The following is a 25051-nucleotide window of genomic DNA, read 5'->3' on the forward strand; positions in this document are numbered from 1 at the left end:
ACTGCTCCTGGCCTCCGTGCCTGAGTGATAGATCATTCACTTAATAGTTTGTACCGGCAGGCTGCTGGCCTGAGCCAGCCCCATCAGCTCCCGATTGGCCACAGTAAACATCACCATTTCGTGCACACTGGCATTACGAATTTCGGATAACATAGCCTGCCAGCGAGCCACCAGCCCCTGGTGCTGCACCATCCATTCATCCAGCTTCAGAGTAAGGTCTTCCTCTTCACTGCCGGTATTGAGTAATGCAACCGTCAAAGCGATCTGCTGCCAGGTCAACTCGTCACGAATACTATTACGGGCTAATGACTGCCAGTGATTGGTCACCTCTATATTGCCCAACTGTACGCTGTACCAGTTCAGCTCCAGCCGCTCACCCACTGCAAAGTAAGTCCGGGCGACCTTTTCTATAGGTTGCCCGGTCTGATCGGCGGCCTGAATAATTGACAGGGCACTCAACAGGTGTCTCAGGCTACAAACGACTTTGGCCAGATTTTTTGGCACCTGATGACTGTTCATCTCAGCCATTTTGCTATCCAGCTCTTCTCTCTCGGACTCACTGAGGTATTCAGTAAACGACTCGATAAAGCTACTGATCAGTGGACCAAAATGTTCAATACACTCTGCTGCTACCAGATCCTGACGTTTGAGCTGGATAAACCAGCGGCTGGCACGACGGGTCAGTTTGATCAGCGACACCATCATTTGCTGCTGCAGACTGCTGGGAATCTGGTTATCCATATTTTCGATGGCCTGCCAGTAATCAGAGATACCGAAAACCTCCCGACTGACCATAAAGGCCCGGGCAATCTCCGCCGCACTGGCACCGGTGGTCTGATGAACCCTGAGCACGTGAGTGATCCCCATCATGTCAATCATATGATTGGCTGTCTGGGTTGCTACAATTTCCCTTCTCAGACGGTGTTGATCAATCTGTTCTGAAAACTTTTCTACCAGAGTATCAGGGAAAGAGGTATGCAACTCACGGGTCATGTAGGGCTCATCAATCACATCCGAACTGATCAGTGCTTCCTTGAGGTCCGCTTTACTGTATGAGATCAGCAACGACAATTCCGGACGGGTTAACCCCTGACCCGCTGACAACCGTTCTGCAAGGGCTTCATTATCAGGCAGGAACTCAATAGACCGGTCAAGTTTGCCTTCCCCTTCCAGGTACTCCATGAAGCGTCGGTATTCATCCATGCGATTACGGACTTCTAATTCTGCCAGGGAAAGCGCCTGAGTCTGGCGATAGTTATTGGAAAGAACCAGTCTGGAAACATCGTCGGTCATGTGTTCCAGTAATGCATTGCGCTGTTTCACGGTCATGTCACCACTGGCGACAATATCGTTGAGAAGAATCTTGATATTTACTTCGTGGTCAGAGCAGTCAACCCCGCCAGAATTATCAATAAAGTCTGTATTCAGTGCGCCACCCTGCAGGGAATACTCAACCCTTCCCAACTGGCTGAGACCCAGATTACCACCTTCACCTACCACTTTGGCCCTGAGCTCACAGCCATTGATACGCAGTGGGTCATTAGCCTTGTCACCGACATCGGCATGACTTTCATTAATGGCTTTCACATAGGTGCCAATACCACCATTCCAGATCAAATCGACGGGAGCCCTTAACAGCGAACGTATCAATTCATTAGGCGTCATTCGGCCTGCTTTGATATCAAAGCGCTCCTTCATTTCGTTTGATATCGTTACGGACTTGGCGTTGCGGGAGAAGATCCCACCGCCCTTGGAAATCAGAGACTTGTCATAATCCTGCCAGCTGGAACGGGGAAGATTAAATAACCTCAGCCGTTCAAGATAACTGCCATTTACATCAGGGTTTGGATCCACAAATATGTGTTGATGGTTGAAGGCAGCGACCATTTCCAACGTTTCAGAAGAGAGCATACCGTTACCAAAAACATCCCCGGACATATCCCCGACGCCAATGACCGAGATGGGATCTTCCTGAACATTCACTCCCCGCTCACGGAAATGACGCTGTACCGAAACCCAGGCCCCTTTGGCGGTAATACCCATTTTCTTATGGTCATAACCGACACTGCCTCCGGAGGCAAAAGCATCGCCCAGCCAGAAGTCGTATTCGTGAGCAATCTCATTGGCAACGTCTGAGAAAGTGGCGGTTCCCTTATCAGCTGCCACCACCAGGTAAGTATCATCATCGTCATAAAATACGACAGACTTCGGATGGATAACATCGGATTCAGAAAGATTATCAGTGATATCCAACAAAGCACGAATAAACGTCTGATAACAGGCCACCCCTTCTTCCATGATGGCTTCGCGATGACCATCTACCGGCAGCTGTTTGGCAACAAAACCTCCTTTGGCACCCACCGGAACAATCAGGGCATTTTTGACCTGCTGAGCCTTGACCAGACCCAGAACCTCAGTCCGGTAATCTTCCACCCGGTCAGACCAGCGCAGCCCTCCCCGCGCGACTTTGCCACCCCGGAGGTGGATACCTTCTACCCTGGGCGAGTAAACAAAAATTTCGTAAAGTGGCGTCGGCTTTGGAATATCAGGAATTTCCCGTGGTGACAATTTATAGGAAATATACGACTTTGTATTACCATCAGAATCAAGCTGGTAGAAATTGGTTCTCAGGGTGGCCATGATCACACTCTGAAAACGGCGAACAATCTGGTCTTCAGTGAGCACCGTCACCTGATCCAGAGTCTCAAGAATCCCTTGCTGAATCTGCTGCTGTCGTCCAAGCCGTTGGGAGTTGGACAGAGACAACTCTGGGTTAAAGCGTGTTTCGAACAACGCCACCAGCATGCGAGTAATTTCTATATTGTTGCATAAGGTTTCAGCAATGTAAGTTTGACTGAACCCCATCCGAATCTGTTTGATGTACCGGGAATAGGATCGCAGCATGGCTACCTGACGCCAGCTCATACCACAGGCCAGCACCAGCAGATTAAACCGGTCATTCTCAGCTTCCCCGAACCAGACCTTTTCAAATGCCTCCTTGAAGGTCTTGTCAACTTTCTGGATATCCATCGACTTTTGTGGGTCATAGCACAACAGAAAGTCATGAATCCAGATGAGCTGACCATCGCTCTTGCGAATCAGGTAGGGATACTCAGCCAGCACCCTCAGCCCCAGGTTCTCAATAATCGGGATCTGGTCAGCCAGTGGCAGTGGTTCGATATAGTGATACAGCTTGAAATGAATACGGCCAGGCTCATCGTCCAGAGAGCGGTAGAATCCCATAGACAGTGATGATTTTTCATTGATGCGCTCAAAGTGTTCAACATCAACAACCGCTGACTCTGGCGAAAATGCCTCTTTGTAACCGGCAGAAAATCCTGAGGCATATCTGGCAACCAGCTGATTGCCCTTGGCTTCGCCATTGGATTCCAGAAGCGCTGAACGAAACTCATCAATCCAGGAGCGGGTGGCCAGGGTCAGCTCATCATTGATCGCCTCCAGATCATACTCAATTCGCCCACGCAGCTTGAATATAAAATGCACCCTGGCCAGAACAGACTCGGAAAAATACGTGGTGAACTCCGAGTCAACCGCACAGAGCCGCTGGCAGAGAATCTCTTCCATCTTGAGCCGCAGGCTGGTGCTATAGACATCTCGGGGGACAAACACCAGTGCGGAACAAAAAGTGCCATAAGGATCCTGACGGATATAGATCCGGATCTTCTTGCGCTCCTGAATCCTGAGGATAGACATTGCCGTGGTGAACAGTTGCTCTCTGGGTGTCTGAAACAGTTCATCACGGGGGAAAACTTCCAGAACCTGTTCCAGATCCTTGCCATGATGGCTCTTTGGATCCAGTCCGGAGCGCTCAATAACCTCACGGGCCTTGTGATTGATATAAGGTATCGAGAAAGGACTCTGACGATAAACCGGAGAGGTATACAGCCCGACAATCCTGGCTTCACCCACTACCGAACCGTCCTCTGCAAATTGCCTCACAGTAATGAAGTCAGGATAGGCGGGACGATGAACGCTGGATCGAACGGCTGCCTTGGAGAAGGAAAGCCAGTCTTTCTGTTCAAAGAAATCTTTTTCTACAAAAGGTTCCAGTTCGAGCTGACCGATTTCCCCCTTGTGGGTGGTTCTCAAAAGTCCCAACAATGAATCGGAAGGACGAATAATCTGTCGCTGACCTTCACTTTCTGACACTTTGAGCTCTTCGTAACCAAGAAACGTGAAGTTGTTGTTTAACAGCCAGTTCAGAAACTCCTTAACCTGCTCTGCCTGCCCCCCGACCATAGAGCTTGCCAACTGTTCGACACGACTCGAAATAGACCGGTAGTCTTCAACCACCCTGGCCACATCAGCCATCACTGCGGCCACCTGCTCGGCGATGACCTCAAGCTCTTCTTCATTATCCTGGCGATCAATCTCTACGAAGATAATCGCTTCCCTGTGAACCGTAGCCTCGGTGTTCATATCAAACACCAGATTAAACTGGCTGTCCCTGCGGTTATGAATGACGGTATTGCGCAGGTTATGTATGGTCAGGCCACGCTCATTCAATTTCATTCTGAGGGAGTCCACCAGGAAAGGCATATCCCGGTGAATCAGTCTGAGTATGGTATGGGTTGAGTGCCAGCCGTGATGGGGATAATCCGGATTCAATACCTCTATTTCCGGACGCTCAGGATCATGGTGCTGGATAAACTTCCAGAACGAAAGGGTTGAACCCAGAAGGTCCCGACGCCGGCATTTGTTCAACTCCCGTCGGATATCCATGAAATAGTACTGATATACAAACTCACGAAGAGCTTCTTTCTGCTGTTCGGGTATCTGGGGGCTTAACTCCTCAATAATTTTGTCCAAATACTCCTTTCGTTCCAAAGTCTCGTGATGACCCATGCTGGCATCTCCGGTTAAGAAAAATGTATTGCCAAGGCCCGTTGACATCCTTGTCAGCCTGATAATGACTATGTCAACAGCTTCTGAATAATAGCGGTTCCGTTCGAGAAATCTTTTGGCAGGGATGGGCACAATGAACAGGTTTATAGCCTGAAAGGAAACTTTTCAGGGAAAGACGCTGTCTAAAGTGAATTCACCCGACCTGTTACTAACTTATCGGCCTTTGCACTCTTATAAAAGAGTCTTGAGTCTCTCTGTCCAGAATTCGAAAAGAAGTTGTCAGATAACGGACAGCTTCCCATGGACGACTAGACCTGAGCGGCTACTGAACCTATATTACAAATTCTCTACCTGACTGTAGGTAAAGACCGTGGGCTTTGCCCAACCGGACTTTCAACATGGAGAATGCTGGCTGGACCCAACGATGAAACCAAATGCAACAGGTAGAACAGGGTGAACCGAACCGGCTAACACTATCAAAGCCTTACTAGGAGGCTGACCGAGAATAGCGCCCGTAGCGAGGACGGCAGAAAATTGAGGATGAAAATTCGGTTTTGTGAGGAGAATAGCGAGCTATTTGACGAACAAAAGCGGATTTTCAGACCAATTTGCTGCCGCCGCAGTAGGGCAGTCTATTCTCGGTCAGGCTCCTAGAGGCATCTTATAAAAGCAAGATGAATAAGATATCTGTTGTCGCTGTTCGGATACGGTAACGAACTCATATAATCACAGGCAGCTGTCAGGCATGTCCACCGCTCAGCCGCCAGAAGCTATCCGGGATTCAAGATTCTATGTCTAACAATTCAGTATTGAATGAACTCAGGCAGTACCTGTGTAACAGTATTATCGGACAGGAGCATCTGGTAGACCGTTTATTGATCACCCTGCTGGCCGATGGACACTTGTTGGTCGAAGGCGCCCCGGGCCTGGCAAAAACCCGGGCCGTCAAGGCCCTGGCCGACGGTCTGGAGGCTGGATTCCACCGTATCCAGTTCACACCGGACCTGCTGCCGGCAGACGTTACCGGTACCGATATTTATACCCCTGAAGACGGCAGCTTCCACTTCCAGCCTGGTCCTATCTTTCAGAATCTGGTGTTGGCCGATGAGATCAATCGCTCTCCGGCCAAAGTCCAATCCGCTTTGCTGGAAGCCATGGCTGAGCGCCAGGTCAGCGTGGGTCGAAAAACCTATCCACTCCCTAAAGTATTCATGGTTATGGCCACTCAGAACCCGATTGAACAGGAAGGTACTTACCCTCTACCGGAAGCCCAGCTGGACCGCTTCCTGATGCACGTCCGGGTCAGTTACCCCGATGTAGAGTCCGAGCGGCAGATTCTCAGGCTCGCCCGCGGTGAAGCCATGAAGCAGTCTCCGGTAAAACCGGTTACGCCCGTGAGCCAGGCTGACGTTCTGGCCGCGAGACAGGAAACCCTGGCCGTTCACATGGAGCCTGTGGTTGAGGAATACATCGTTCAGCTGATCAATGCCACCCGTCACCCGGCCCTCTACAATGATCGTCTGGGTGAATACCTCGATTACGGTGCCAGTCCCCGTGGTACGATTGCCCTGGATCGCTGTGCCCGCGCCAGAGCCTGGCTGAACGACAGGGATTTTGTCAGCCCGGATGACATACAGGCGGTTGCCCACGATGTCCTTCGGCACCGTCTTCTGCTGAGTTTTGAGGCAGAGGCCGAAGGAAAAGACGCTGATTACATCATTGATCAGTTACTGAATCTGGTTCCTGTTGCCTGAGCCAGGAGCAAAGAATGAGTGGAGCATACTCGCAACTAAAAGAACTGGTCGGCCTGCGTTTTCAGGCCAGGGAACTGGCCATTTTCCGTCAAAACCGTGCCCGCAGTTTGCTGGCAGGTACAGGCTATTCGCCTTTCAAAGGCAGAGGAATCGACTTTGAGGAAGTGCGGGCTTATCAACCTGGTGACGACATCCGGTCCATTGACTGGCGCGTCACAGCACGCAGGATGAAACCTCATACCAAACTTTTCAGGGAAGAACGAGAACGCCCGGTTCTGGTTCTGGTTGACCAGAGTCATTCGATGTTTTTTGGCAGTCAGTTGAACTTCAAGTCTGTCACTGCTGTCGAAGCCGGTGCTCTGCTGGCCTGGGCCACTCTCCAGCACAGTGACCGTATCGGAGGTTTGATTTTTGATGAACAGGGACTCAGTGAGATTCGTCCCAAGCGTTCCAAAAAAACCCTGATGCACCTGCTCAACAAGCTTGAACATCATAATAGAAGCCTGAAGGCTGAAACCATCCCTCACCAACCACAGGACAACTATCTGGGCAGAGCATTGCGACACGCTCGCAGGGTGGCTCATCCGGGTACTCATATTTTCGTAATCAGTGATTTTCAGCAGCTTGACGAAGAAGGCTTTCGCCATCTTTCCCGGCTTTCAGGGCATTGTGAGTTAATGGCCATACAAGTGACAGATCCGCTGGAATCTGAGTTACCCAGACCCGGACGCTACGACATTACCAATGGCATGCATCAGCAAACCATCAACACCCGCTCCAGACACCTTCGCCAGGAATACCGATCCCGGCATCATCGTTTTCAGAACTCTCTGAAAAACCAGCTTGCCAGTCTCAAGGTGCCGCTACTGGAGCTTGGGGCTGATCAGGATACAGGCTCACAACTTCAAGCCTGGTTTGGCTCCCGTATAACCCCCCGGAGGTCGGTATGACACCCAATCCTCTGGATCAACTCCGACCCAATCGTCTACCCGACCCGGTCAGTTTCTGGCCGCTGGCTCCCGGCTGGTGGCTATCCGCCGTTTTGATAATAGTGGTTGTCACCCTGACGACCTTATTTGTGGTTCGCTACATTCGTCGAAATCGTTACCGCAGGCAGGCACGCAAACAGGCCCATATTATTTTCAGCGCCTATCAGAATCACCAGAATTCACTGCAGTTTGCTAACGACTGCAACCGTTTACTAAAACAGACAGCACTGCATGCCTACCCGGCCGAAAAGGTTGCTTCTCTTCACGGGACCCCCTGGCTGGAGTTTCTCTCCCGAAAGAGTGGCATCCTTGCATTCAGCGGGGAACCCGGACAGTCTCTGGGCGACGCCCGTTTTCAAAAAATGCCTGTGGCAAACGAAATGTCCACAGAAAAAGAAACGTCCACCGCGAAAGACAAATCAGAGGTTGATGTGAACCAGCTCCATAAACTGACAGTCCGCTGGATCAGGAAACACCATGCTTGAGTTGCAATGGCCCTGGATGTTACTGGCCGCCCCCCTGCCCTGGCTGGTTTATCGTTTTGTAAGCCCCGCCCCCCGTGCCGCTGGTGCAGCTTTAAGGGTCCCTTTTTATCGAGATCTGGCCGATATTGCCGGTGAGCATTCTGAGCACCGGGAAACACTTAAGCGTTGGCAGAGCCTGATCCCCTGGCTGATCTGGATGCTGCTGGTGCTCGCCGCTTCAAGACCGGTCTGGCTGGGAGAAACGGTTCAAATAGAGAGATCAGGAAGAGACTTGATGATCGCCGTCGACCTCTCCGGCAGTATGGAAATCGCCGACATGGAACTGAATGGCCAGGCAGTGAATCGTCTGGTGGTGACCAAACACGTCCTCAACGACTTTATTGACCAACGCAAAGGGGACCGACTTGGGCTGATTCTATTTGGAACCCAGGCCTACCTGCAGGCACCTCTTACCTTTGACCTGAAAACCATTGGCACCCTCATGGATGAATCTACGATTGGCATGGCAGGCAACAAAACCGCCATTGGTGATGCCCTGGGTCTGGCAGTAAAGCATCTTCGTAAACGCCCCCAGGACAGCAGGATTCTGATACTAATGACCGATGGTGCCAACACCGCTGGAGAGATTACGCCTGTCCAGGCTGCAAAGCTGGCCGCTTCAGAAAACATTCGCATTTATACCATTGGCCTGGGAGCGGATGAAATGATTCAGCCCGGCCTCTTTGGTTCATCCATCGGCGCACGTCGAATCAACCCTTCTGAAGACCTGGACGAAAAAACCCTGAAAGAAATTGCAGAGCTCACGGGTGGACAGTATTTCCGGGCAAAAAATACCGAAGGGCTTGAAAAAATATACGACGAACTCGACAACCTGGAGCCTGTAAAGCAGAACAAAGAACGCTTCAGGCCCAGCATAGCGCTGTTTTTCTGGCCTCTGGCACTGGCCCTGATTCTCAGCCTGATTATGGCAACACTGAGAGTCTTTCCTGAAGCATCTATTAGCCAGACAGGGAGGAATCGCCAGTGAATGCGTTTATCAGTCAATTCCATTTTCTACGCCCACTGTGGTTGCTGGCCTTCATCCCGTGTCTGATTCTGCTGATCGCTCTCTGGCGTCAACAGCTGCAGTCCGGAGACTGGAAACGGGTTATCGCCCCTGAATTGTTGCAACACCTTTTGCAGGGTCGCAATAAGAAACAGAACCGACTCCCAGTCTACCTGCTTCTGGCAGGCTGGACACTGGCTGTTCTGGCACTGGCAGGCCCAACCTGGCAAAAAATCCCCACTCCTGTCAACAAGAGCCTTCAGCCCATGGTAGTCGTGGTGGATATGTCCCACAAAATGTTTGCTAAAGACGTTACACCCAATCGACTTTCCAGAGTTCGTTACAAACTGCTGGACCTGTTTAAAATGCGTAAGGACGGGCTTTCAGCTCTGGTGGCCTACGCAGGCTCAGCCCACACTGCGGCGCCCTTAACAGACGACAATCGTACTTTAGCCAATCTGGTTCCGGCGCTGAGCCCCCAGATCATGCCGGAACAGGGAGATAATGCCCTGAAGGGCCTTGAGGAGGCCGTTGAATTACTCAAGCAGGGGGCAGGAGAAGCGGGCGATATCCTCCTGATTACCGACCAGGTTCCAGATACGCAGGTCAGCGAGATACGCTCACTGCTGAAGGATAGCGGCAGCACTCTCTCAATTCTGGGCATTGGCAGCGAGGAAGGCGCTCCCATCAGCCTGCCCGAAGGCGGCTTCCTTAAAGACAAACAAGGCACCATTATTATTCCGAAGAAGGAACGTCAGCAACTGCGTCAGCTTGCACAATCGACGGGTGGCGTTTATGCCGACATGACTCTGGATGATAGTGATTTGCAAGCCGTTCTGCCAAAAGCGGGACTGAATGACAACTCAGTCAGAGTTGAGAGTCAGTTTGACCAATGGCAGGATGTCGGCTTCTGGTTAGTACTGCTGATTTTGCCTCTGGCAATGGCCGGTTTCAGAAAAGGCTGGTTAACTATCTTTCTGGTGGCAGCGATACTCCCCTCGCCCCCGGCACAAGCTTTGGAATGGCATAGTCTCTGGCAAAACAGCAACCAACAGGCTATGGAAGAACTCAACAACAAAAAGCCCGAACAGGCCGCTGAAAAATTCACCCAACCGGACTGGAAAGCTGAAGCTCTCTATCAGGCAGGTATGTACGAAGAAGCAGCCACTGAGTTTGCCCGTTCCGATACCGCTGACGGCTTTTACAATCAGGGCAATGCTCTTTCCCGAGCCGGTAAACTCGATGAAGCGGTAGCAGCCTACAACAGAGCCCTTGAGCTAAACCCTGCCATGGAAGATGCCGCCGCCAATAAAAAGCTGATTGAAGAACTGATAAAGCAGCAACAGCAACAGGGCCAGAACAACAACCAACAGCAGAATCAACAGAATCAACAGAATCAGCAGAATCAGCAGAATCAGCAGAATCAGCAGAATCAACAGAATCAACAGAATCAGCAGAATCAGCAGAATCAGCAGAATCAGCAGAATCAGCAGAATCAGCAGAATCAGCAGAATCAGCAGAATCAGCAGAATCAGCAGAATCAGCAGAATCAGCAAAAAGATCAGAGCCAGCAGGGTCAGAGTCAACAGAACCCGCAACAGAACTCTGATAATCAACAACAAAGTTCCGACAAGGGTCAGGAAAATCAGCAACAGCAGAACTCTGGTCAACAGAATAAGGAACAAGAACAATCTTCTCAATCCCAGCCAGGCCAACAGCAACAGGAAGATCAGAAAGAACGCTCATACTCTGGTCAGCAGGATCAGGAGTCTGAACAACAGAATCCAGCTGAGAGCAAGCAACAACAAGCCAGTGCCGGAGAGCCTCAGGAACAGGGTGATCAGGCGCAGCAAGCACTGCGATATCCTGAAGAACAGCAAACCACCAGCCCGGACCAGCAAGCCATTGAAAATTGGTTAAAAACCATACCGGACGACCCCGGTGGCCTACTCAGGCGCAAATTCCTTCAACAACAGAGAGAGCAAAAAAGACAACAGGAGCAGTCATGGTGAAGTCAATTTTTTTCAAACTCAGTAAAGTACTGATCCTGCTGACAGGGTTGTTTCTCACTGCACAGGGGATGGCTGCACTGACTGCCTCTGTTGACCGGACTCATCTGGCAGAATACGAGACTCTGGAACTCACCCTCAGAACAGACAGTGATACCAGTGCTGCCCCCGATTTGTCACCCTTGGAAAATGACTTTGACATACTGGGGACCCGCCAAAGTCGTCAGGTTCGAATTATTAACGGTAAAAATGAATCCTGGCGTGACTGGATTATCACGCTGTCACCTAAAAAGTCCGGTCGTTTGCTGATACCCAGCCTGCAATTAGAAGGTATGACTTCAAAAGCTATTCGATTGGAAGTATCCAACACGCCCACTGAACAAAAAGCCGGATCAGGTGGGATCGGCCCGGTTTTCATCCGAACTGAAATCAGTAATGAAACACCTTATGTTCAGGAAGAAGTGATCCTGACCCTGAAGATTTACTATCGGGTCCAGCTTTACGACGACCGTCGACTTTCACCCGTAAATATCGACGGTGCTATTGTGCAACAACTGGGGGAAACCCGGAACTATGATACGGTTATGGACGGTACCCGATACGGTGTCTTTGAACTGAACTTCTCGATTCATCCGCAAAAACCAGGTCCGATGGACATTCCGGGCCTGACTTTTTCAGCCACCATGCCAGACCGCCGGGATACTTTTGGCAGTATTTTTTCAATGAGTGGCAAGCCCGTTGCAGCCCGATCTGCTGAAATCACCCTCAATGTCCAGCAACAACCAGACAGCTTTAAAGGTCCGGTCTGGCTGCCTGCCCGAAAACTGACCCTGACCGATGGCTGGAGTGCACCACTGGACAAGGTCAAAGTGGGCGACGCCATCACTCGAACCATTGTTGTGGAAGCTGAAGGACTCACCGGTGTTCAGTTGCCTGCCATTACTATGCCCAGACTCGAGGGCATCAACACTTACCCGGACAAGTCTGCGACCGATGACAAGGCGACAGACACGGGTGTTATTGGCAGCCGAATAGAAGCCATCGCCCTGATTCCAACCCGTCCCGGAAAAATTGAACTCCCTCCGTTGCATTATCAATGGTTTGATACCAAAACCCGGACCGAGAAAGTCGCTACCATTCCTGCCAAAACCATTACCGTGCTGCCGTCGGAAAACGGCGAAGTATTAACAACGACTCCAGACATTCCAACCCGGACTACCGAAAAGAATGAAGAAACAGTTTGTCCACCAGTGGTTGCCAATCTCACCACACAAGGACCAGGCTGGCTTTGGCCTTCTTTATCTGCCTTGTTTGGATTACTCTGGCTGATCACTTTATTGGCATTATGGCGATGCCGGTCTTCCCGAAAACCAGCGATTGAGTCTTCTGCCACCAGGGAACCTCAGGGATTCAATGAGAAAGAAGCCTGGCAAAAATTTGAAAATGCCTGCAATGCCGATGACCTGATTCAGATCCGCCGATGTTTTATTGAATGGGTTCAAGCTCTGTCTGGCAACTCAGGATTGTCGACCATGGACAGGTGTTTGAAAAAACTCAACAGTGATCCATTAGTGGCTTCGTTCAACCAGCTTGAAGCCAGTCTCTATTCAGGTCATGAACAAAAGCTCGATACAAGGGAGCTGATAATGTTGTGCACGCAACTGCGTAAAGAGCAAAAGAGCAGCGAACCAAACAATGGCCTTAACAGTCTTTATCCGGGCCAGTAATTCTGAGCTCTGAAAACTCTTGTCGGCCGGGTGATTCTGGCCGCGTGAGTGAAAGCGATGAATCATTCATGCAAAGTTTATTAATTTGGACCTTGTTACCACAACAGGCGGTTACAACATGGCTGCCATCGCCACTGAAGCTGGCGAAAATGATCCAATAATCATGAAGAATGGTGGCTTTTTCGACCCATGATCCGTCAGCCTTCTGGCCAAAGATTCTCACCGTCTTACTCTCTTCACAGGCGGTTACCAAATGGTAACCATCGGGGCTGAAGGTGGCTGAGATGACCGGACCTTTATGGGAAAAGTTGGCTTTTTCGACCCATACTCCGTCAGCCTTCTGACCATAGATTTTCACCGAGCCATCCACACATGCCGTCACCACATGGCGACCATCGGGGCTGAAAATGGCTAAGATGACAGCGTCATCATGATTAATAGTACGCTCTAGTTCCCATGATCCGTCGTCTTTCTGACCACAGATTAGCGCAATGTCATCATCACTGGCCGTCACCAGGTAGCGACCATTGGGGCTGAAGGCCGCTGTGTTGACATGGTCACCATGGGAAATGCTGTCTTCGTCTTCTTTTCCCCATGATCCATCGTCCTTCCGACAATAGATCTGCACCGTGTTATCGTCACTGGCTGTCAACACACGGCGGCTATCAGCACTAAAGATGGCTGAGTTGACAGTGTCATCATGATCAATGGTGACTTCTGACTCCCATGATCCGTAAACGATTTTCACCCTGTCATCAAGACCGATGGTCAACAGATAACGGTTATCGGGGCTAAAGATGGCTGACGCCACCCAGCCTTCATGGCAAATGGTGACTTTTTCTTCCCATGATCCATCGTCCTTCTGGCCATAGATTTTCGCCGTTTTATCACTACTGGAGGTCATCACATAACGGCTATCAGAGCTGAAGGTGGCGGTGTTGACATAGTGATGATGGTAAATGATGGCTTCTTCTTCCCATGAGCCATTGCTCTTCAGACCATAGATTTTCGCTTTGCCACCTTTACTGGCAGTCACCACATAGCGACTATCTGGGCTGAAGGTGGCTGAGATGACTGTACTTTTATGGGAAATGACGGCTTTTTTGTCCCATGATCCATCAGCCTTCTGACTATAAATTTTCGCCGTATTATCTCTACTGGCGGTCACAAGATGACGACTATCGGGACTGAACGTAGCTGAATGAACCTCATCATCATGAGAAATGGTGAGTTTTTCTTCCCATATTCCATTAGCCTTCTGACCGTAGACTTTTGCCGTTCCATCAAGACTGGCCGTCAGCAGATAGCGGACATTGGCACTGAATTTGGCTGAGACAACATAATGACGATGAACAATGGTGGCTTTTGGCTCCAAATTAAACGTTTCACACTGAGACATCAGTCGTGCTCTGGTGAAATAGAATAGTGCAGGAAAATGATCACTCTCCCGGAGTTCTATAAGTGATTTGACTAATGCTTCATCCTTCGTGAACGGTCGTAGCCTGTTATGGAGTTGTTCTTCATCCTCTGTAGGAAGGGCTATCTTTAGTTGATATCGGTGCTCTGGAGTAAACTGGTGATACCAGGCCTCTGCCAGAGCATGATTACTTTTAACAACCTTGTGTAAGTGAGTTGATACCTGTTGTAAACGGGTAATATCCCGAAACTCCAACAAGCGAATAATTTTGAGGGTTAACTCCTCGGATAAATCCTGCAATAAGACTGTTTTCTTTATCTCGGTACCAGGTATAGCGATGGATCTACCCAAACTGGCACCCGATGGTTCTTCCTCCAATCGTGCGTGCTTGGTTGGGGGTATGGATGAACCAACCATGTCGGATTTATTAGTTGTAGAATGCACTTGTGGTTCCTCCTAAATGACTATTTCAGGACATTTAAAATTGATATGTAACTTAGAAGTGTTTTTAAAATAAAAGTTCATAACATGTTGTTAAGCGCAAATAACAAAGTTTCTGCCTTTCAGCACATTTACAAGGGCATCCCCTTTATTTGTCACAGCAAACAATCATTCATCTGCAATTTATTAATTCGCACTTTATTACCACTACTGGTAGTCAGTACATGGTGTCCATCGGTGCTGAAGGTGGCTAATTTGATTGGATCTTCATGGGAAATGATCGCTTTTTCGACCCATAATTCATCGGTCTGCTGACCATAGATTTTTGCCGTTCCATCGTTACTGGTGGTCAGCACAAGGCAGCCATCGTCGCTGAAGGTAGCTGAGGAGACCGAATGCTTATGGAAAATAATGGCTTTTTCGACCCAGGATCCATCAGCCCTGATACCATAGATTTTCGCCGTGCCGCCTTTATTCTTATCAAAGAGTGTGCATACGCCCTCTACACTGGCCGTCACCACATGACGGCCATCGGGGCTGAAAGAGGCTTCTGTAACCCAGTCATCATGGGGAATGGTCACTTTTTCTTCCCATGATCCATCGGCCTTCTGGCCATAGATTTTCGCCGTGTTGTCAAAACTGGCGGTTACCACATGGCGGGCATCGGGACTGAAATCGGCTGACCTGACTTGACAACCATGGGAAATGATCGCTTTTTGTTCCCATGATCCATCGCTCTTCTGGCCGAAGATTTTCGCCGTGTTATCGCTACTGGCCGTCACCACAAGGCCGTCACCGGTGCTCACTGCGTTGACTGCACCACTGTGGAAAATGGTGACTTTTTCTACCCATAACCCATCGGCCACCTGGGCATGGATTTTCACCTCATCATCTTCAGTGACAGTCAGCACAAGGCGGCCATCGTCAATAAACCTGGCAAAGTTGACATCGTCATCATGAGAAATGGTGGCTTGAAGTTTCCATGATTTATCATCCTGCTGAGCGAAGATTTTCGCATCATAGTCGTCACTGGCTGTCACCACACGACGGCTATCGCGACTGAATCTGACTGTGTTGATTTTAGCTTCATGAGAAATGATAAGTTTTTCTTCCCATGAACCACCGAAACCCTGACTGCAGATTTTTACTTTGTTATCGTCACCGAATGTCAACACATGGCACCCATCGGGACTAAATATGGCTGAGTCAACCTGATCATCATGGGTTATGGTGATCGTTTCTTCCCATAATCCATTGTCCTTCTGGACATAGATTTTCGCTGTGCCATCATTGCTGGCGGTCACTACATGGCTACCCTCAGGGCTGAATCTCGCTGACTCGACTGAACCTTCATGTTCAATGATGGCTTTTTGATCCCATGATCCATCATCCTCCTGGCCAAAGATTTTTGCCGTGTTATCAAAACTGCTGGTCACCATATAGCGTCCATCGGTGCTGAATCTGGCTGAACTGACAAAGTAATCATGATCAATAACGAGTTCTGTATCTACGTTAAATATTTTGCATTGAGACATCAGTCGAGCTTTGGTGAAATAGAATAGAGCAGCAAAGTAATGCCTATCCCGGCGTTCTATGATTGCTTCGACTAACGCTTTATCCTTCGTAAACGGTCGCAGCCAATGACGAAGTTGTTCTTTATCTTCAGCAGGAAGAATTTTCTCTAGTTGATTTTGATGTGATAAAGAAAAGCGTTGATACCAGGCCTTCGCCAGAGCATGATCGCTTTTGATAACCCCGTGTAAATGAGTAGATACCTGCTGTAAACGGACAATATCCCGAAACGCCAACAAGCGAATAATTTTGATGGTTATTTCCTCGGGCAAATCCTGCAATAAAGCTGTCTTCCCGGCTTCTTTGTCAGGTATGGTGATGGACCTGCCGACACTGGCACCCGATGGTTCTCTCTCCAATGGAGTGCTCACAGGTGGCCGTAAGGGTGAATCAATTACTCCGAGGTTATTACTGGAATGCACGTCTGGCTGCTCCTGAGTTAGTCCATTTTAATTAACAGAGAAGTTGGAAAATTGATGTGACCAGTTAGAGTCGGTTTGGAAATAAAAGTTCATTACAGGGTGTTAATTGCAGTTATCGAAACTTCTGTCTTTCAGACCATGCAGAATGGTCTCTCTTTTATTTGTCACAACAAGGCAGTCAATGATGCATCTGAAGCTTATTAACAATCACGTGTTTGCTAAAGCTCGTCACCACATAGAGGCCATTAGTACTAAAGGTGGCTGATATGATCGGATCATCATGGCAAATGAAGACTTTTTCGACCCATGATCCATCAAGCTCCAGACCATGGATTTTTGCCGTTCCATCTTTACAGGTGGTCAGCAGATAGCGACCATCGGCACTGAAAGTGGCTGGCATGAGCCAATCTTTATGGGAAATGATGGCTTTTTCAGTCCATGATCCATCAGCCTTCCTGCTACAGATTTTCTCCGTGCCATCTTTACTGGAGGTTAACACGTGGCAGCCATCGGGGCTGAAGCTGGCTGAGATGACATCGCCATCATGGAAAATAATGAGTTTTTCTTCCCATACCCCACCGCCCTTCTGGCCATAAATTTTTGCCGTGTTATCGTCACTGGCCGTCAGCACATGGTAGCCGTTGGCGCTGAAGGTGGCTGAGGTGACCCAGTGATCGTGGTAAATGGTGGCTTCTTCTTCCCATGAGCCATTGGTCTTCTGACCATAAATTTTCGCTGTACCATCTTTACTGGCGGTCACCACATGGCGACCATCGGAGACGCTGAAGGTGGCTGAGTTGACTCCCCCCTTATGGCAAATAGTGGCTTTTTGCTGCCATGATCCATCGTCCTCCTGGCCGTGGATTTTTGCCTTGTAATCATCATCGACGGTCAACACATGGCGATCATCGGGGCTAAAGATGGCTGACTTGACAAAGCGATCATGGAAAATGGTGGTTTCTTCTTGCCATGATCCATCGGTCTTCTGCCCATGGATTTTTGCCGTGCTATCGTAACTGGTGGTCACCACATGGCGACTATCGGCGCTGAAGGCGGCTGAGATGACCGAGTCATTATGGGAAATGCTGAGTTTTTCTTTCCATGACCCATCGACTCCCTGGCCATAAACTTTTGCCTTGTTATCCCTGGTAGCGGTCACCAGATAGCAGCTATCCGGGCTGAAGGTGGCTAAGTTGATCCAGGGATCATAGGGAATGGTGGCTTTTTCTTGCCATGATCCATCATCGTCCTGACTATGAATTTTCAACGTGTAATCCCAACTGACGGTCATCAGATGACAGCCGTCGGCACTGAAGATCGCCGAGTCGACAAAATTATCATGAGAAATTTTGGCTTGTTCTACCCAGAATCCATTGGCCTTCTGACAACAGATTTTTGCCGTTTGATCGACACTGGCGGTCACCAAATAGCTGCTATCGGGGTTAAAGGCAGCTGAGTTGACATAATGACTATGGTAAACAACAACTTCTGTATCAACACTAAACGTTTTACATTGAGACATCAGTCGAGCTTTGGTGAAATAAAACAGAGCAGGAAAATAATCATAACTTCGGTGTTCTATTGTTGATTCGACTAACGTTTCATCCTTCGTAAAAGGTCGCAGCCAATTACGGAGCTGCTCTTTATCCTCTATAGGTAGAATTTTCTTTAGTTGATATTGGTGCAGTGAAGAAAACCGGCGATACCATGCCTTTTCCAGTACAGGATCGTTTTTAATGGCAGTGTATGTGTGAGTAGATACCTGTTGTAAACTGACGATATCCCGAAACTCCAGCAAACGCGCAATTTTGACGATTATTTCCTCGGGCAAATCGTGCAATGAAATTGTTTTCTTTATTTCTTTGTCAGGTACAGTGACGGACCTGCCTGCACTGACACCCGATGGTTCTTCTCCCAATGAAGTGCTCACAGTTGGTAGCGAAGGTGAACCGGCTATGTCGGAATGATTAACGTCAGAAAACATATCTGGTTTCTCTTAAGTTTTTAACCCCGATTAAATCATTCCCCCGTAGCCTGTCAATTCGCACCTTGTTATCACTACAGAGGGTCATCACGTGGTGGCCATCGTCGCTAAAGGTGGCCGATCTAATCGAATGATTATGGGAAATGATGACTTTTTCTACCCAGGACATATCAGTCTCCTGACCATAAATTTTTGCCGTTCCATCTTCACCGGTGGTCAACACATGGCGGCCGTCAGCGCTGAAGGTGGCCGAGGTGACCGAAGCTTTATGGAAAATGATGGCTTTCTCAACCCATGAACCGTCAGACTTCCTGCCAGAGATTTTCGCTGTGCCATCTTCACTGGCGGTCACAACATGACGACCATCGGCACTGAAGAGGGCTGAGACGACATCGCTACCATGGGAAAGGGTGGTTTTATGTTCCAATGATTCATCGGCCTCCAGACAATAGATTTTCACCTTGCCATCTCTACTGACCGTCAGCAGATGATCGCCAGCGGGGCTGAAGGTGGCTGAGTTGACTTCGTCATCGTGGGAAATGATGGTTTCTTTCCAAGAGCCGTCGGCCTTTTCATCACAGATTTTCGCTGTATTATCTTCACTGGCAGTCAACAAATGGCAGCCATCGGCGCTGAAGGTGGCTGAGTTGATACAGTGATTATGGAAAAAGGTAACTTTTTCTTCCCATGATCCATCGGCCATCTGGTCATAGATTTTCACCTTGCTGTCGCAACTAACGATCACCAAACGGCCTTCATCGGCGCTAAAAGTGGCTAAAAGGATCCAGTAATCATGAAAAATAGTCATTTTTTCTTTCCATGCTCCATCGTCTCCCTGGCAAAAAATTTTCGCCGTGTGATCGTAACTGACGGTCATCATAAAACGGCTACCGGGGCTAAAAATGGCAAACTTGACGAATTCATCATGGGAAATGGTGAGTTTTTCTTCCCAGGATCCATCAGCCATCTGGCTAATAATTTTTGCCTTACAGTCGTCACTGGCGGTTACCACATGGAGACCATCAGAGCTAAAGGTGGCTGATGCGATCAAACCATCATGGGTAATGGTGAGTTTATGTTTCCATAGCCCATCGACTCCCTGACCATAGATTTTTGACGTGTTATCCCAACTGACGGTCACGACGTGGCGGCCATCGGGGCTGAAAGTGGCCGCTTTAACCCAATAATTATGAGGAATGATCACTTTTTCTTCCCATGATCCATTGGCCATCTGGCTAAAGATTTTTGCCGTTTTGTCATAACTGGCGGTCACGACATGACGACTATCGGCGCTGAAATTGGCTGATTTCACAGAGTCATCATGTTCAATGATGACTTCAGTATCTACATCAAACGTTTTGCATTGAGACATCAGTCGAGCTTTGGTGAAATAAAACAGTGCAGGAAAATAATCATAACTTCGGTGTTCTATTATTGATTCGACTAACGTTTCATCCTTCGTAAACGGTCGCAGCCAATTACGGAGCTGTTCTTTATCCTCTGCAGGAAGAATTTTCTTTAGTTGATATTGGTGCAGTGAAGAAAACCTGCGATACCATGCCTTTTCCAGTACAGGATGGTTTTTAATGGCAGTGTGTGTGTGAGTAGATACCTGTTGTAAACTGACGATATCCTGAAATTCCAGCAAGCGCGCAATTTTGATGATTATTTCTTCGGGCAAATCGTGCAGTGAAGTTGTTCTCTTTATTTCTTTGTCAGGCACAGTGACGGACCTGCCTACACTGACACCCGATGGTTCTTTTCCCAATGAAGTGCTCACAGTTGCTAGCGAAGGTGAACCGGCCATGTCGGAATGATTAACGTCAGAATACATATCTGGTTTCTCTTAAGTCTTCACCCTGCCCCTGATGAGCAAAGATATTCAAAATTGATGAAGTCAATTAGAGTCGGCTTTGAAATAAAAGTTCATAATAGGTTGTTAAGTGCTACTAAAAAAAACTTCTGCCTTTCAGTATATTCAGAATGGTGTCCCTTTATTGATCTCAGCAAACAATCAGTTCTTCATCGATAGTTTATAAATTCTCAAATTGTCAAAGAGAAAAGGTGAAACCAAATGGTAGCCATCGGCACTGAGGACAGTTTCGGCCATACCTCTATGGGTAACAACGGCTTTTTCTATCCATGACCCATTAGCCCACTGACCATAAATTTTTGCCGTTCCATCCATACTGGTGGTAATCACAAGGCAGCCATCGACACTAAAGGTGGCTGTTTTGAGTGAAGCTTCATGGGAAATGATGGCCTTTTCGACCCAGGATCCGTCAGTCTTCAGACCATAGATTTTCGCTGTGCCATCTTTACTGGCCGTCACCAGATGGCAGCCATCGGGGCTGAAGTTGGCTGAGAGGACACGGCGACCATGGTTAATAGTGCACTTTTCTTCCCATGAACCATCACTCTTCTGGCCATAGATTTTTGCCGTATGATCTTTGCTTGCGGTCAAAACATGGCGGCCATCGGGGCTAAAGTTGGCTGAGAGGATATGGCGACCATGGTTAATAGTGCACTTTTCTTCCCATGAGCCGTCGCTCTTCTGTCCATAGATTTTTGCCGTATGATCCTTACTTGCGGTCACCACATGGTGGCCATCGTCACTGAATATGGCTGACTTGACCCTGTGATCATGGGAAATGATGGTTTCTTCTTCCCATGAGCCATCAGCCTTTTGACCATAAATTATCGCTGTGCCATCGTCACTGGCAGTCACCAGATGACGGCCATCGGCACTGAAGTTGACTGTGTTGATCCACAGGCTATGGAAAATGGTGAATTTTTCTTCCCATGATCCATCGACTCCCCGACCATAAATTTTTGCTGTGTAATCGTCGTAACTGGTGGTCACCAGATGGCTACTATCGGCACTGAAGATGGCTAAGTCAAAGCAATTATCATGGGAAATAGTGAGTTTTTCTTCCCATGATCCATCATCTCCCTGAACACAGATTTTCACCGTTTGGTCCTTACTGGCAGTCACAAAATGGCGACTATCGGCGCTGAAGTTGGCTGAGTTGAGCCAATCACCATGGGAAATAGTGAGTTTCTTTTCCCATGACCCATCGTCGACCTGACCATAGATTTTTGCCGTTTTATCGAAACTGACGGTCATTGCGTAGCGATCATCAGCGCTGAAGATGGCTGACACGATCTCATCTCTATGGGGAATAATGGCTTTTCTATCCCATGATCCATTGTTATGGTAAATTCTGGCCTTTCCGTCTGCGCACCTCGTTATCAGGTGGCTGCCATCGGCGCTGAAGGTGGCTGAGAACACACCACCCCAAAAACCAGAATGGTTAAGGATCACTTTTGTATCTACATTAAACATCTTGCATTGAGACATCAGTCGAGCTTTGGTGAAATAAAACAGAGCAGGAAAATAATCATAACTTCGGTGTTCTAATATTGATTCGACTAACGTTTCATCCTTCGTAAACGGTCGCAGCCAACTACGGAGCTGTTCTTTATCCTCTACAGGTAGAATTTTCTTTAGTTGATATTGGTGCAGTGAAGAAAACCGGCGAAACCATGCCTTTTCCAGTACAGGATCGTTTTTAATGGCAGTGTATGTGTGAGTAGATACCTGTTGTAAACTGACGATATCCCGAAATTTCAGCAAACGCGCAATTTTGATAATTATTTCTTCGGGCAAATCGGGCAATGAAGTTGTTTTTTTTATTTCTTTGTCAGGCACAGTGACGGACCTGCCTGCACTGACACCTGATGATTTTTCCCCCAATGAAGTGCTCACAGGTGGAAGTGAAGGCGAACCGGCTATGTCGGAATTATTAAGGTCAGAATACATATCTGGTTTCTCCTAAGTTTTCACCCTCCCCCTGATGAGGCTGTCGCAAAACTCTGGTTCCCATGCTTTTAGGCCCTGTGGGTCCCTGCGTGGGAACCCATACTTATCTCGAGCTGCAGAGTCCGCTTTTCAGGGGAGGTATGCATTCCCGCGCAGAGAGGGTGTCGCAAAACTCTCTCCGGCGCGGGAACGCGCTGACTCCCGTTATTGCCGGCTTCATTCTCGTCATTCCCGGCTTCATTCTCGTCATTCCCGGCTTCATTCTCGTCATTCCCGGCTTCATTCTCGTCATTCCCGGCTTCATTCTCGTCATTCCCGCGAAGGCGGGAATCCACACTGACTCTCCACCAGAACCATACTGCCCGGTGTCCCCCTGGCCTTGTCATCCCCGAGAAAGCAGAGATCCACCGTTGGCGCTGGATTCCCGCCTTCGCGGGAATGACGACTTCAGAGCGTGAGAACGAGCTGTTGAAGTTTTGCGACACCCTCTGATGAGCAAAGATATTCAATATTGATAAAGTGAGTTTGACTCGGATTTGAAATAAAAGTTCATACTATGTTATTGAATGCCAGCAAAGAAATTTCTGCCTTTCAGCACATGCGCAATGGTGTTCCTTTTATTGACCACAGCAAACAATCAATGATTCATCGATAGCTTATAAATTCTATATTTGTCATGGCGAAAGCGCGAAACCAAATGATGGCCATTGGCACTGAGGGCAGTTGATGTGGGAAAACATGTCTGCTCAACAAAGGCTTTTTTTACCCATAATCCGTTAATATCCTGACCATAAATGTTTGCCGTTCTATCTGTACTGCTGGTCACCACAAGGCGACCATCGGCGCTAAAGGTGGCCGACAAGACAATATCCAGATGGGAAATGATGGTTTTTTCAACCCAGGATCCGTCAGTCTTCAGACCATAGATTTTCGCCGTGCGATCGTCACTGGCCGTCACCAAGTGGCGGCTATCGGGGCTGAAGGTGGCTACGTGGATAGAGTCACGATGGGAAATAGTGCGTTTTTCCTCCCATGATCCGTCGTCCGTCTTACTATAGATTTTCGCTCTGGTGAAACTTGCCGTCACTACATGGCGGTCATTGGGGCTGAAAGCGGCTAAGTTGACACAGCAATTAAGAGATATGATGGCTTCTTCTCCCCATAACCCATCGTCCTTCAGACCACAGATTTTCGCAGTGTTATCTTTACTGGCCGTCACCACACGGCGGCCATCGGCACTAAAGGTGGCTGAGTTGACACAGTCATCATGGGAAATGATGGTTTCTTCTTCCCATGAGCCATCGGTCTTTTGACCATAGATTTTCGCTGTGCCATCGTCACTGGCAGTCACCAGATGACGGCCATCGGCACTGAAGTTGACTGTGTTGATCCACAGGCCATGGAAAATGGTGAATTTTTCTTCCCATGATCCATCGACTCCCCGACCATAAATGTTTGCCGTGTAATCGTAACTGGTGGTCGCCAGATGGCTACTATCGGGGCTGAAGTTGGCTAAGTTGACCCAATCATCATGGTAAGTGGTAAGTTTTTCTTCCCATGACCCATTGTCTCCCTGAACACAGATTTTCGCCGTTGCATCGTCACTGGCCGTCACCAGGTAGCTGCTATCGGCGCTGAAGGTGGCTGAGTTGATCCAATCATCATGGGAAATAGTGAGTTTCTCCACCCAAGTCCCATCGACTTGACCATAGATTTTTGCCGTAAAATCCCAACTGAAGGTCATCACATGGCGACCATCGGGGCTGAAGATGGCAGATCTGACACCACTTTGATGGGAAATGATGCCTTTTTTTTCCCATGATCCATTGGCACTCTGGCCATAGATAAGCGCAGTTGCGTCCTCACTGGCCGTCACCAGGTGGCTGCCATCGGGGCTGAAGGTGGCTGGTTTCACCCGGTCACTATGAGCAATAACGGCCTCTGTATCGACATTATACTTTTCGTATTGAGACATCAGTCGGGCTTTGGCGAAATGGAAAAGGGCAGGAAAATAAACGGCCTTTCGGTGCTTTATGAGTGATTCAACTAACGCTTGATCTGTCGTAAACGGTCGCAGCCAATTTCGAAGATGTTCCTTATCCTCAACAGGAAGGCTTTTTTTCAATTGATACTGGTGTGGTAAAGAAAACCGGCGATACCATGTCCTTTCCAGAACATGTTCGTTTTTAATAAACCTGTTTAAGTGAGTAGATACCCGCTGCAAACTGACAATATCCCGAAGCTCCAGAAAACGAAAAATTTTGAGGGTTATTTCCTCAGGCAAATCGTGTAATAAAGCTGTTTTCTCTATTTCTTTTTCAGGCACAGCAACGGACCTGCCCGCACTGACTCCCGACGGTTCTTTCGCCAATGAAGTGCTTACAGCTGGTATCGAAGGGGAACCTGCTATGTCGGAATAATTAACATCAGAATACATCTGGTTTCTCTTGGTTGATTATTCCCACCGATTAGCAAGGAATTTCAATATTGATGAAGTCAGTTAGAGTCGGCTTTGAA

The 25051-nt window shown here is 48.5% G+C and carries 14 protein-coding genes; 7 read left to right on the plus strand and 7 right to left on the minus strand.

Annotation, left to right across the window (positions count from 1 at the left end; translation table 11 throughout):
- Positions 1-36 precede the first annotated feature (36 nt).
- Entirely contained in the window at positions 37-4914 is a 4878-nt protein-coding gene (locus ACOJUO_RS23860; protein ID WP_422138397.1) for an NAD-glutamate dehydrogenase, read from the minus strand.
- 743 nt (positions 4915-5657) lie between these two features.
- Here ACOJUO_RS23860 and ACOJUO_RS23865 point away from each other — a divergent pair.
- Genes ACOJUO_RS23865 through ACOJUO_RS23890 form a run of 6 tightly spaced genes read left to right on the plus strand, consistent with a single transcriptional unit; the run spans position 5658 to position 12875 of the window.
- Entirely contained in the window at positions 5658-6620 is a 963-nt protein-coding gene (locus tag ACOJUO_RS23865) for an AAA family ATPase (RefSeq protein ID WP_422138398.1), read from the plus strand.
- Positions 6621-6634: 14 nt separating this feature from the next.
- Positions 6635-7570 (plus strand): DUF58 domain-containing protein, encoded by a 936-nt coding sequence (locus tag ACOJUO_RS23870; RefSeq protein ID WP_422138399.1) that lies wholly within the window; start codon positions 6635-6637, stop codon positions 7568-7570.
- A complete protein-coding gene (locus tag ACOJUO_RS23875; RefSeq protein WP_422134375.1) occupies positions 7567-8094 on the plus strand; it encodes a DUF4381 domain-containing protein in 528 nt (175 codons plus the stop codon). Before ACOJUO_RS23870 ends, ACOJUO_RS23875 begins: the two co-directional genes overlap by 4 nt.
- A complete protein-coding gene (locus ACOJUO_RS23880) occupies positions 8087-9121 on the plus strand; it encodes a vWA domain-containing protein (protein WP_422138400.1) in 1035 nt (344 codons plus the stop codon). The genes ACOJUO_RS23875 and ACOJUO_RS23880 overlap by 8 nt, the downstream gene beginning before the upstream one ends.
- Positions 9118-11151: a VWA domain-containing protein gene (locus ACOJUO_RS23885; RefSeq protein ID WP_422138401.1), complete on the plus strand. Its 2034-nt coding sequence runs from the start codon at positions 9118-9120 to the stop codon at positions 11149-11151. Before ACOJUO_RS23880 ends, ACOJUO_RS23885 begins: the two co-directional genes overlap by 4 nt.
- On the plus strand, positions 11145-12875 hold the full coding sequence (locus ACOJUO_RS23890; protein ID WP_422134378.1) for a BatD family protein: 1731 nt from the start codon (positions 11145-11147) through the stop codon (positions 12873-12875). Before ACOJUO_RS23885 ends, ACOJUO_RS23890 begins: the two co-directional genes overlap by 7 nt.
- On the opposite strand, the gene ACOJUO_RS23895 is transcribed toward ACOJUO_RS23890, so the two are convergent.
- The 5 genes from ACOJUO_RS23895 to ACOJUO_RS23915 all read right to left on the minus strand — a co-directional run bounded on the left by ACOJUO_RS23895 (position 12850) and on the right by ACOJUO_RS23915 (position 22534).
- On the minus strand, positions 12850-14736 hold the full coding sequence (locus tag ACOJUO_RS23895) for an F-box/WD repeat-containing protein (protein WP_422134379.1): 1887 nt from the start codon (positions 14734-14736) through the stop codon (positions 12850-12852). The two genes, ACOJUO_RS23890 and ACOJUO_RS23895, sit on opposite strands and share 26 nt — an antisense overlap.
- A gap of 152 nt (positions 14737-14888) precedes the next feature.
- Positions 14889-16727 carry an F-box-like domain-containing protein gene (locus ACOJUO_RS23900; protein ID WP_422138402.1) on the minus strand — a complete coding sequence of 613 codons (1839 nt, stop codon included), beginning with the start codon at positions 16725-16727 and terminating at the stop codon, positions 14889-14891.
- Positions 16728-16905: 178 nt separating this feature from the next.
- Complete coding sequence (locus ACOJUO_RS23905; RefSeq protein WP_422138403.1) at positions 16906-18711, minus strand: F-box/WD repeat-containing protein; 1806 nt, start codon at positions 18709-18711, stop codon at positions 16906-16908.
- Complete coding sequence (locus ACOJUO_RS23910; protein WP_422138404.1) at positions 18701-20545, minus strand: F-box/WD repeat-containing protein; 1845 nt, start codon at positions 20543-20545, stop codon at positions 18701-18703. Before ACOJUO_RS23910 ends, ACOJUO_RS23905 begins: the two co-directional genes overlap by 11 nt.
- Positions 20546-20725: 180 nt before the next feature.
- The gene (locus tag ACOJUO_RS23915) at positions 20726-22534 is read right to left on the minus strand and encodes an F-box/WD repeat-containing protein (protein ID WP_422138405.1); all 1809 of its coding nucleotides are present in this window, start codon (positions 22532-22534) and stop codon (positions 20726-20728) included.
- A 140-nt stretch (positions 22535-22674) separates the two neighbouring features.
- On the opposite strand from ACOJUO_RS23915, the gene ACOJUO_RS23920 reads away from it, so the two are divergent.
- Entirely contained in the window at positions 22675-22992 is a 318-nt protein-coding gene (locus ACOJUO_RS23920) for a hypothetical protein (protein ID WP_422134384.1), read from the plus strand.
- Positions 22993-23171: 179 nt separating this feature from the next.
- Here ACOJUO_RS23920 and ACOJUO_RS23925 read toward each other — a convergent pair whose 3' ends face one another.
- Entirely contained in the window at positions 23172-24971 is a 1800-nt protein-coding gene (locus ACOJUO_RS23925) for an F-box/WD repeat-containing protein (protein ID WP_422138406.1), read from the minus strand.
- Between the last annotated feature and the right edge of the window lie 80 nt (positions 24972-25051).

It is taken from the genome of Endozoicomonas sp. ALC020 (assembly GCF_049275935.1).
In the GTDB taxonomy this organism is placed as follows: Bacteria; Pseudomonadota; Gammaproteobacteria; order Pseudomonadales; family Endozoicomonadaceae; genus Endozoicomonas_A.

Excerpts from the sequence above, each read along its gene's own strand:
- ACOJUO_RS23875 (WP_422134375.1), top strand. The coding sequence starts at position 7,567 with ATGACACCCAATCCTCTGGATCAACTCCGACCCAATCGTCTACCCGAC.
- ACOJUO_RS23880 (WP_422138400.1), top strand. The coding sequence starts at position 8,087 with ATGCTTGAGTTGCAATGGCCCTGGATGTTACTGGCCGCCCCCCTGCCC.
- ACOJUO_RS23920 (WP_422134384.1), top strand. The coding sequence starts at position 22,675 with ATGCATTCCCGCGCAGAGAGGGTGTCGCAAAACTCTCTCCGGCGCGGG.
- ACOJUO_RS23870 (WP_422138399.1), top strand. The coding sequence starts at position 6,635 with ATGAGTGGAGCATACTCGCAACTAAAAGAACTGGTCGGCCTGCGTTTT.
- ACOJUO_RS23905 (WP_422138403.1), bottom strand. The coding sequence starts at position 18,711 with ATGTTTTCTGACGTTAATCATTCCGACATAGCCGGTTCACCTTCGCTA.
- ACOJUO_RS23910 (WP_422138404.1), bottom strand. The coding sequence starts at position 20,545 with ATGTATTCTGACGTTAATCATTCCGACATGGCCGGTTCACCTTCGCTA.
- ACOJUO_RS23915 (WP_422138405.1), bottom strand. The coding sequence starts at position 22,534 with ATGTATTCTGACCTTAATAATTCCGACATAGCCGGTTCGCCTTCACTT.
- ACOJUO_RS23890 (WP_422134378.1), top strand. The coding sequence starts at position 11,145 with ATGGTGAAGTCAATTTTTTTCAAACTCAGTAAAGTACTGATCCTGCTG.
- ACOJUO_RS23860 (WP_422138397.1), bottom strand. The coding sequence starts at position 4,914 with ATGTCAACGGGCCTTGGCAATACATTTTTCTTAACCGGAGATGCCAGC.
- ACOJUO_RS23925 (WP_422138406.1), bottom strand. The coding sequence starts at position 24,971 with ATGTATTCTGATGTTAATTATTCCGACATAGCAGGTTCCCCTTCGATA.
- ACOJUO_RS23865 (WP_422138398.1), top strand. The coding sequence starts at position 5,658 with ATGTCTAACAATTCAGTATTGAATGAACTCAGGCAGTACCTGTGTAAC.